At 48.6% G+C, this 296-nt stretch carries 1 protein-coding gene; it reads left to right on the top strand.

The window, feature by feature from the left end; all coding sequences use genetic code 11:
• Positions 1-108: 108 nt before the first annotated feature.
• On the top strand, positions 109-296 hold a 188-nt coding region (locus ACNKXV_RS14280; RefSeq protein WP_417908377.1), incomplete at its 3' end, for a hypothetical protein.

Here is a 296-nt window from a genome sequence, read left to right on the forward strand (position 1 = left end):
CTTGGGGTGACTGTACTCTACGAAAACTGCCCCATGGAAGGCTGGAGAAGTTCGGGTTTTACTGGCACGTTCAATAACCTGACCGGTGTACTTGCTGCACGCAAACTCATGTACGAACTAGTCCCTGAAAAAAATCACGGGGAAATTTACGACCCTTCCCATGACGTATGGCAGCATACCGATCCGGTAGAGGTGATGAAACATACGGATATGTCGCGCCTAAAGCGGATTCACGTGAAGTCCACCCGAAATGTACCAGATCCATTTTGGGGAAACATGTACCCAATGCAGCAAAT

The organism is Christiangramia aquimixticola, from assembly GCF_048285835.1.
In the GTDB taxonomy this organism is placed as follows: domain Bacteria; phylum Bacteroidota; class Bacteroidia; order Flavobacteriales; family Flavobacteriaceae; genus Christiangramia; species Christiangramia aquimixticola.